Source organism: Variovorax sp. V93 (assembly GCF_041154485.1).
GTDB lineage: Bacteria > Pseudomonadota > Gammaproteobacteria > Burkholderiales > Burkholderiaceae_C > Variovorax > Variovorax beijingensis_A.
In genome coordinates, this window is sequence record NZ_AP028669.1 from 4297106 (window position 1) to 4306245 (window position 9140).

7 protein-coding genes are annotated in these 9140 nt (G+C 67.1%); 6 read left to right on the plus strand and 1 reads right to left on the minus strand.

From position 1 onward, the window contains the following. Window positions 1-87: 87 nt before the first annotated feature. Window positions 88-1320, minus strand: coding sequence for a phosphoglycerate dehydrogenase (serA, locus tag ACAM54_RS20340; RefSeq protein WP_145745684.1), 1233 nt, complete (start codon window positions 1318-1320; stop codon window positions 88-90). 228 nt (window positions 1321-1548) lie between these two features. Here serA and ugpB point away from each other — a divergent pair, with 228 nt between their 5' ends. The 6 genes from ugpB (at window position 1549) to ACAM54_RS20370 (ending at window position 9016) form a co-directional block, all read left to right on the plus strand. After that, window positions 1549-2862 carry a sn-glycerol-3-phosphate ABC transporter substrate-binding protein UgpB gene (gene ugpB, locus ACAM54_RS20345; protein ID WP_145745685.1) on the plus strand — a complete coding sequence of 438 codons (1314 nt, stop codon included), beginning with the start codon at window positions 1549-1551 and terminating at the stop codon, window positions 2860-2862. A 98-nt stretch (window positions 2863-2960) separates the two neighbouring features. Continuing rightward, on the plus strand, window positions 2961-3842 hold the full coding sequence (gene ugpA / locus ACAM54_RS20350) for a sn-glycerol-3-phosphate ABC transporter permease UgpA (RefSeq protein ID WP_015866909.1): 882 nt from the start codon (window positions 2961-2963) through the stop codon (window positions 3840-3842). Between the two features lie 33 nt (window positions 3843-3875). Beyond that, window positions 3876-4727, plus strand: a complete 852-nt coding sequence (gene ugpE, locus ACAM54_RS20355; RefSeq protein WP_145745686.1) for a sn-glycerol-3-phosphate ABC transporter permease UgpE — start codon at window positions 3876-3878, stop codon at window positions 4725-4727. A gap of 3 nt (window positions 4728-4730) precedes the next feature. After that, a complete protein-coding gene (locus ACAM54_RS20360) occupies window positions 4731-5738 on the plus strand; it encodes a sn-glycerol-3-phosphate import ATP-binding protein UgpC (RefSeq protein WP_209537207.1) in 1008 nt (335 codons plus the stop codon). 3 nt (window positions 5739-5741) lie between these two features. Next, entirely contained in the window at window positions 5742-6491 is a 750-nt protein-coding gene (gene ugpQ / locus ACAM54_RS20365; protein WP_369648772.1) for a glycerophosphodiester phosphodiesterase, read from the plus strand. Between the two features lie 86 nt (window positions 6492-6577). Next, window positions 6578-9016, plus strand: coding sequence for a DUF3772 domain-containing protein (locus ACAM54_RS20370; RefSeq protein ID WP_369648773.1), 2439 nt, complete (start codon window positions 6578-6580; stop codon window positions 9014-9016). The last annotated feature ends 124 nt before the right edge of the window (window positions 9017-9140 follow it).

Consider the following 9140-nt stretch of genomic DNA (forward strand, 5'->3'; position numbering starts at 1 on the left):
GGACGCTTGCCGTGGCGTGGATGCCGCTGCCCTCACCCCGGCCCTCTCCCGGAGAGAGAGGGAGGAAGACCGACCGGGAGTGCCTTCCTAGAACAGCACGCGGCTGCGGATCGTGCCGTTTACCTTGGCCAGCTTTTCCAGCGCCAGGTCGGAATAGGCTGCATCGATGTCCATCACCACGTAGCCGATCTTCTCGTTGGTCTGCAGGAACTGCGAGGAGATGTTGATGTTGTTGTCCGAGAAGATCTTGTTGATCTCCGACAGCACACCGGGCACGTTGCGGTGGATGTGCAGCAGCCGGTGCTTGCCGGGGTGGGCCGGCAGCGCCACCTCGGGGAAGTTGACCGACGAGGTCGAGGTGCCGTTGTCGCTGTACTTCACCAGCTTCTCCGCGACCTCCAGGCCGATGTTGGCCTGCGCCTCCATCGTCGAGCCGCCGATGTGGGGCGTGAGGATGACGTTGTCGAGCCCGCGCAGCGGCGACTGGAACTCGTCCTTGTTGGTGCGCGGCTCGACCGGGAACACGTCGATCGCGGCGCCCAGCAGCTTCTTCTGCTTCAGCGCCTCGGCCAGCGGCTCGATCGCGACGACCGTGCCGCGCGAGGCGTTGATCAGGATCGCGCCGGGCTTCATGGCGGCGATTTCGGCCGCGCCGATCATCCATTGGGTGGCCTGCGTCTCGGGCACGTGCAGGGTCACGATGTCGCTCTGGGCCAGCAGCTGGTGCAGTTCGCGCACCTGGTGCGCATTGCCCAGGGGCAGCTTGGTCACCACGTCGTAGAAGGCCACCTTCATGCCCAGTGCCTCGGCCAGCACCGACAGCTGGGCGCCGATGGAGCCGTAGCCCACGATGCCGAGCGTCTTGCCGCGGATCTCGAATGCGTTCTCGGCCGACTTGAGCCAGCCGCCGCGGTGCGCCACCGCGCTCTTTTCAGGCACGCCGCGCAAGAGCAGGATGGCTTCGGCCAGCACCAGCTCGGCCACCGAGCGGGTGTTGGAGTACGGCGCGTTGAACACCGCCACGCCGTGTTCGCGCGCGGCCTCCAGGTCGACCTGGTTGGTGCCGATGCAGAAGCACCCCGCCGCCACCAGCTTGTGGGCAGCCGCGAAGACCTCGGCCGTGAGCTGCGTGCGCGAGCGGATGCCCAGGAAGTGGACGTCGGCGATCTTGGCCTTGAGCTCCGCATCGGGCAGCGCACCCGGCAGCGTCTCGATGTTGGTGTAGCCCGCGGCGCGCAGGACCTCCACCGCCGAAGGATGGATGCCCTCGAGCAGAAGGAACTTGATCCGGCTTTTGTCGAGGGAAGTTTTGCTGCTCATGGCGTACTCGCGGAAGCCCCGGCCGCGGCAACAGGCTAGGCCGAAAAAAGGGGGAAGTCGATGCTAGCATGCTGCGCCGCAGCATGAAGGCGCGCACCCTGTGGGAAGCCCTGCGCCAAAGGGGTTTTCCCGATTGGAAATTAGCAACAGTCCGTGCGCAAATGTGACGCGGCCGTGTCATCCACATGGCCTAGCATCCGCGCTTCCATTTTCCCATCAGGAGTCTTCATGCGATTCAAGACGCTCGCGCTGGCATCGGCGCTGGCCGCCACCACGCTGTTCAATGTGGCACATGCCCAGACTGAGATCCAGTGGTGGCATTCCATGACTGCCGTCAACAACGAGTGGGTCAACGATCTGGCCAAGCAGTTCAACGAGAGCCAGAAGGAATACAAGGTCGTGCCGACCTACAAGGGCACGTACGACGAATCGATGACGGCCTCCATTGCCGCCTTCCGCGCCGGCAACGCACCGCACATCCTGCAGGTGTTCGAAGTGGGCACCGCCACCATGATGGCCAGCAAGGGCGCCATCGTGCCGGTGGGCCAGGTGATGAAGGACGCGGGCGAGAAGTTCGATCCGGCCGCCTACATCCCCGCCGTGGCCGGCTACTACACCGCGCCCAACGGCCAGATGCTGAGCTTCCCGCTGAACAGTTCGACCACGGTGTTCTATATCAACAAGGACGCCTTCAAGGCCGCCGGCATCGACACCGCCAAGCTGCCCGCGACCTGGCCCGAGGTGACGGCCGCCGCGGCCAAGCTGAAGGCCAGCGGCCACAAGTGCCCGTTCACCACCGCCTGGCAGGGCTGGACGCAGCTGGAGAGCTTCTCGGCCTGGCACAACGTCGAGTTCGCGACCAAGAGCAACGGGCTGGCCGGGCTCGACGCCCGCATGAAGATCAATTCGCCGCTGCACGTGCGCCACATCGAGAACCTGGCCAACATGGCCAAGCAGGGCCTCTTCATCTACAAGGGCCGCGGCAACGTGCCGGAAGCCTCGTTCGTCTCGGGCGAGTGCGCAATGATCAACACCTCGTCCGGCTTCTACGGCAACGTCGCCAAGAACGCCAAGTTCGCCTATGCGGTCGCTCCCCTGCCCTACTACCCGGATGTGCCCGGCGCACCGCAGAACACGGTGATCGGCGGCGCCAGCCTCTGGGTGATGTCGGGCAAGAAGCCGGCCGAATACAAGGGCGTGGCCAAGTTCTTCAGCTTCATCTCGACGCCTGAAGTGCAGTCGGCCAGCCACAAGCGCACCGGCTACCTGCCGGTGACCACGGCGGCCTACAAGCTCACCGAGGAATCGGGTTTCTACAAGCAGAACCCCGGCACCGACGTGGCCGTCACGCAGATGATCCGCAAGGTCACCGACAAGAGCCGCGGCATCCGCCTGGGCAACTACGTGCAGGTGCGCGCCATCGAGGACGAAGAGCTCGAACAGGTCTGGAGCGGCAAGAAGACCGCCAAGGAAGCCCTCGATTCGATCGTCACGCGCGGCAACGAGCAGCTGGAACGCTTCCAGAAAGCCAACAAAAGCTAACGATTAACGGCCGGGCCCGCGGGTCCGGCTAATATCGCCCGCCCCCGTTCGCTCGTGCGCAAGAGCGGGCCAGGCGGGATTTTTTATGCAGAGGGTTCATGGAAAAACGCGTTTTCTTTCGCTCGGGCTGGCTGCCCTGGCTGCTGCTGACGCCGCAAATGGCGGTGATCCTCGTGTTTTTCTTCTGGCCGGCAGCGCAGGCGCTGCTGCAGTCGCTGCAGCAGCAGGACGCCTTCGGCACATCGGTGGAATTTGTCGGGCTCGACAACTTCCGCCAGATATTCAGCGATCCGAGCTATGTGGAGTCGTTCAAGACCACCGCCCTGTTCTCGGTGCTGGTGGCGGGCATCGGCATCACGCTGTCGCTCGGGCTCGCGGTGTTTGCCGACCGCATCACGCGCGGCGGCACCTTCTACAAGACCATGCTGATCCTGCCCTACGCCGTGGCGCCCGCGGTGGCGGCCGTGCTGTGGGTGTTCATGTTCTCGCCCTCGCTGGGCGTGGTGGCCTATGCGCTCGGCAAGATCGGCATCGACTGGAACCACCTGCTGGACTCCGGCCACGCCATGACGCTGATCGTGATGGCCTCGGTGTGGAAGCAGATTTCGTACAACTTCCTGTTCTTCCTGGCCGGGCTGCAGTCGATTCCCAAGTCGCTCATCGAGGCCGCCGCCATCGACGGCGCGCGCCCGTGGCGCCGCTTCTGGACCGTGCAGTTTCCGCTGCTCTCGCCCACCACCTTCTTCCTGCTGGTGATCAACGTGGTCTATGCCTTCTTCGATACCTTCGCGATCGTCGATGCGGCCACCCAGGGCGGCCCGGGCAAGGACACGGCGATCCTGGTCTACAAGGTGTATTACGACGGCTTCAAGGCCATGGACCTTGGCGGTTCGGCGGCGCAGTCGGTGGTGCTGATGGTGATCGTGGTGGCGCTCACCGTGATCCAGTTCCGCTACGTGGAGAAGAAGGTTCAATACTGATGAAGCAAGACAAGAATCTGGCGGAGGCGTTCCATGGTTGAGAAACGCGGCACCCACGGCATCCTGGCCCATGTGGTGATGATCCTGGGCGTGTTCATCGTCGCCTTCCCGCTCTACCTGGCCTTCGTGGCGTCCACGCACACGGCGCAAGAGATCGTGCAGGCGCCAATGCCGCTGCTGCCCGGCAGCAACATGCTGGACAGCTACAAGGGCGCGCTCTTCGGGCGCGAAACCAGCAGCGGCTCCAACGCGCCCGTGGCCCACATGATGTGGGTGAGCCTGGTGACGGCGCTGGTGATCTCCATCGGCAAGATTTCCATCTCGCTGCTGTCGGCCTTTGCCATCGTCTACTTCCGGTTCCCGTTCAAGAAGATCTGCTTCTGGGCCATCTTCGTGACGCTGATGCTGCCGGTGGAGGTGCGCATCCTGCCCACCTACAAGGTGCTGTCCGACCTGAACATGCTGAACACCTACGCGGGCCTCACGGTGCCGCTGATCGCGTCGGCCACGGCCACCTTCCTGTTCCGCCAGTTCTTCCTGACGGTGCCCGACGAGCTCACCGAGGCCTCGCGCATGGACGGCGCCAGCCCGATGCGCTTTTTCTTCGACGTGCTGCTGCCGCTGTCGAAAACGTCGATTGCGGCGCTGTTCGTGATCCAGTTCATCTACGGCTGGAACCAGTACCTCTGGCCGCTGCTCGCCACCACCGGCGAAGACATGTACCCCGTGGTGGTCGGCATCAAGCGGATGATTGCCGGCGGCGACAGCCAGAACGAATGGAACGTGGTGATGGCCACCGCCATCCTCGCCATGCTGCCGCCCGCGCTGGTGGTGGTGCTGATGCAGAAGTGGTTCGTCAAGGGTCTTGTGGATACCGAGAAATAACAAATGGCAGCTCTCTCCCTACGCAACGTCATCAAGCGCTACGGCCACGGGCCGAAAGCCAACCAGGTCATCCACGGCGTGAGCGCCGAGATCGCCGACCATGAATTCATCGTGATCGTCGGCCCTTCAGGCTGCGGCAAGTCCACCCTGCTGCGCATGGTGGCCGGCCTCGAGGAAATCTCGGCCGGCGAAATCTCCATTGGCGGGCGCGTGGTGAACAACCTCGAACCCTCCGAGCGCGACATCGCCATGGTGTTCCAGAACTACGCGCTCTATCCGCACATGAGCGTGTTCAAGAACATGGCCTACGGCCTGAAGATCGCCAAGGTGCCGGAGCCCGAGATCAAGACCCGCGTCGACAAGGCGGCGAAGATCCTCGAGCTGGGCCACCTGCTCGAGCGCAAGCCGCGCGAGCTCTCGGGCGGCCAGCGCCAGCGCGTGGCCATGGGCCGCGCCATCGTGCGCCAGCCGCAGGTGTTTCTGTTCGACGAGCCGCTGTCCAACCTCGACGCCAAGCTGCGCGCGCAGACCCGCATCGAGATCCAGAAGCTGCACCGCGAACTCGGCATCACCTCGCTGTTCGTCACGCACGACCAGGTCGAGGCCATGACGCTGGCGCAGCGCATCATCGTGATGAACGCCGGCGTGATGGACCAGTTCGCGACGCCCGAAGAGGTCTACAACCGGCCCGCCACCACCTTCGTTGCCAGCTTCATCGGCTCGCCGCCGATGAACCTGCTGCAGCACGCGCCGGGCGTGCGGCCCGGCCAGATCCTGGGCATCCGCCCCGAGCACCTGACGCTGGACGAAAGCGGCTGGTCGGTGCAGGTCGAATCGGTCGAGCTGCTGGGCGCCGAGCGGCTGGTGTACGGCCGCATCGGCGACGAGCAGATCATCATGCGCACCGATGAAAGCGACCATCCGCCGGTCGCGGGCGACACCGTGAAGATCGCGGCGCGCGAGGACAAGCTGCATTGGTTCGATGCCGGCTCCGGCAAGCGGGCCGACTGAACGATGCCGGCACTGATGAAACCCTGGCCCTATCCGCGCTGGATCGCGCACCGCGGCGCCGGCAGGCTGGCGCCCGAGAACACACTGGCCGCTTTCCGGCTTGGCGCGGCGCACGGCTACCGCATGTTCGAGTGCGATGCGAAGCTCAGCGCCGACGGCGTGGCCTTCCTCATGCACGACGCCACGCTCGAGCGCACCACCAACGGCCGCGGCACCGGTGGTGCGCAGCCCTGGAGCGCGCTGTCTCAGCTCGACGCCGGCGGCTGGCATTCGCGCGCCTTCGCGGGCGAACCGCTCGCCACGCTGGAGAACCTCGCGCGCTTCTGCCTGGCCAACGGCCACCTGCTCAACATCGAGATCAAGCCCACGCCGGGCACCGAGCGCGAAACCGGCGAAGCGGTGGCGCGGCTCGCAGCCCGGCTGTGGCAGGGCGCGGCCATACCGCCGCTGCTCACCTCGTTCCAGGCCGAATCGCTGGCGGGAGCGAAGGCGGTCCAGCCCGGGCTGCCGCGCGGGCTCCTGCTCGACACGCTGCGCGACGGCTGGCTGGCCGCGGCCACCGGCCTGGACTGCGCCGCGGTCGTCTGCAACCACGCGCTCTGGGACGCCGCCACCGTGGCGCAAGTACACGGCGCGGGCATGCGCGCGCTGAGCTACACCGTCAATGACGAATGGGCCGCGCGGCGGCTCATTGAACTGGGCACCGACGGCATCATCACCGATCGGGTCGACCTGTTCAGCCCGGCCGGTTGACCGCTTCCCGCCGGCGCGGCCCGGCAGACACACGCTGTCACGCCCCCCGCCGCGGGCCGCAAATGGCGCCTTCTATGATGGCAGCCATGCGTTCGATCCCCCGCCTGATGGCCTTCTGCCTGGCCGCCCTGCTGCTGATGTGCGGCGCCGCGACGGCCCAGCCGGGCACCGGCGGCGTCGGCGGCACCACCGCCGCTGCTGCCGCGGCCCCGGCGCCCGAACCCACGGTGGCCGAGCTGCGCGCGCAGTTCGCCAAGATCAGCACCGATGCCGATTCCACCGGGGACCTGCGCCAGCTGCTCGCACAGATCAACGACATCGGCACACAGGCCGACAAGTTCGTTGCCGCGCGCACCGGCGAGCTGGCCGACCTGAACGCCCGCCTCGGCGAGCTCGGCAATCCGCCGGCCGCGGGCGCCACCGAAGACCCCGACATCACGCGCCAGCGCGCCCGCCTCACGAAGGAGCGCAACGCGCTGGACGCCGACATCCGGCTCGCTCGGCTGCTGGCCATCGACGTGCGGCAGCGTGCCGCCGAACTGGTGACCCAGCGCCGCGCGCTTTTCGAGGCGCAGATCACCGAGCGCGCGCCCTCGCCGCTCACTGGCGAGTTCTGGCGCGACCTGCAGGAAGCCTGGCCGAGCGACCTGGCGCGCCTGCAGGCCATGGCCTCCGACCTGCGCGACGGGTTCTCGCAGGCCATGCAGCAAGGCCCGCGCATGGCGGTGCTCTGGGCGCTGCTCCTGGCGGTGCTGTTCGCGGTGCTCGGCAACTGGGTGGCCGAGCATCTGCTGACGCGGATCGCCGCGCGGCTGCTGCCGGCGGGCCGGCTGCGGCGTTCGCTGCTGGTGATTGCCATCGTCGCGAGCCACGTGCTGCTGGTGGCCGTGGCGGCGCACGGCTTCGTGTGGGTGCTCGAGGAATACGCCACCTGGGAGCCGCAGGCACGCAAGGCGATGCGTTCGACGGCGCAGGCGCTGGTGTTCATGGCCTTCGTCATCGGGCTGGGCCGCGGGCTGCTGGCCACGCGGCGCCCGTCGTGGCGGCTGCCGCCGATACCCGACGCCATGGCCACGCGCCTGGCGCCGCTGCCTTGGCTGGTTGCGGCGGTGGCGGCGCTGGCCTGGGCACCGGTGGAGATCAACGCGCTGGTGGAAGCAAGCTTTGCAGCCGTGGTGGCCACGCACGTGCTCACGGCGCTGGTGCTCACCGCCCTGGTCGGCGCGGTGCTCCACCGGCTGAGGCCGCTGCGCGCCGATGCGCCGGACGCCGATCCGCCCGAGCGGCCGATGTGGGTGGGCCTGCTGGTGGCCTGCATCGGCGCGCTGATGGTGGCCATCTGGGTGCTGGTGGCCGTGGGCTACGTGGCGCTCGCGAGCTTCCTGGCCTCGCAGCTCACCTGGAGCGGCATCGTCGCGGCCGCCTTCTACGTGCTGTTCAAGTTTGCCGACGACGTCTTCATGGCCGGCGTGTCCTCGCGCAGCACTTTCGGCCAGCGACTGCAGAAGAGCTTCGGCTTGGCGCCGCAGACGCTCGACCAGGCGGCCACCGTGCTCTCGGGCCTGAGCCGGGTGGCACTGTTCTTCTACATGCTGATTGCACTGGCGGCGCCGCTGGGCACCGGTCCCAGCGAAGTGTTCCAGCGCAGCGGCAAGTTCGGCACCGGCGTGAAGGTGGGCGAGTTCCAGCTGGTGCCGGGCGCCATCCTGAGCGCCGTGGCCGTGGCCGTGATCGGCTTCATCGTGCTCAGGGTGTTCAAGCGCTGGCTCGCGCGCAGCTACCTGCCCAGCACGCAGTTCGAGCCGGGCATGCAGAGCTCGATCACCACGCTGCTGGGCTACGTGGGCGGCATCCTGGTGGTCGCGTTCTCGCTGTCGGCGCTGGGCATCGGCATCGAGCGCATCGCGTGGGTGGCCAGCGCGCTGTCGGTGGGCATCGGCTTCGGCCTGCAGGCCATCGTGCAGAACTTCATCTCGGGCCTCATCCTGCTGGCCGAGCAGCCGGTGAAGGTGGGCGACTGGGTGGTGCTGGGCACCACCGAGGGCGACGTGCGGCGCATCAACGTGCGTGCCACGGAGATCCAGCTCGGAGACCGCTCGACGGTGATCGTGCCGAACTCCGAGTTCATCACGAAGACCGTGCGCAACATGACGCTGACCAACGCGGAGGGCCGGGTGCTCATCCGGTTGCCGATGCCGCTGACCACCAACGCGCAGCGCGTTCGCGAGCTCATCCTGGACGCCTGCCGCGCACACGAGAGCGTGCTGGAAACGCCGGCGCCTTCGCTCACGCTCGAAGGCATCGAGGGTGGCCTGCTCATCTTCCAGGCCATTGCCTATGTGCCGAGCCCGCGCCTGGCGGGCAGCGTGCGCAGCGACCTGCTGTTCACGATCCTGGAGCGGCTGGACGCGGAGCAGCTGCCGCTGATGCCGTATGCGGCGCCGCCTGCGCCAATGCCTGCGTCCGTGCCCGCGCCGGACGCCGCGGACGGCGCCGGCCCGGCCGCCGCCACCCCGGCCGCCTAGGCGCCGCACCGATCGTCCAAGCAGCGGGCGAATGCCCGCGCTGATCGATCAATTGTCCGGAGGCTCCCAAACCAACAATCAGCCATGAGCAGGCGTGCTGTCGCCAACGCTCGCCCGGAGCATC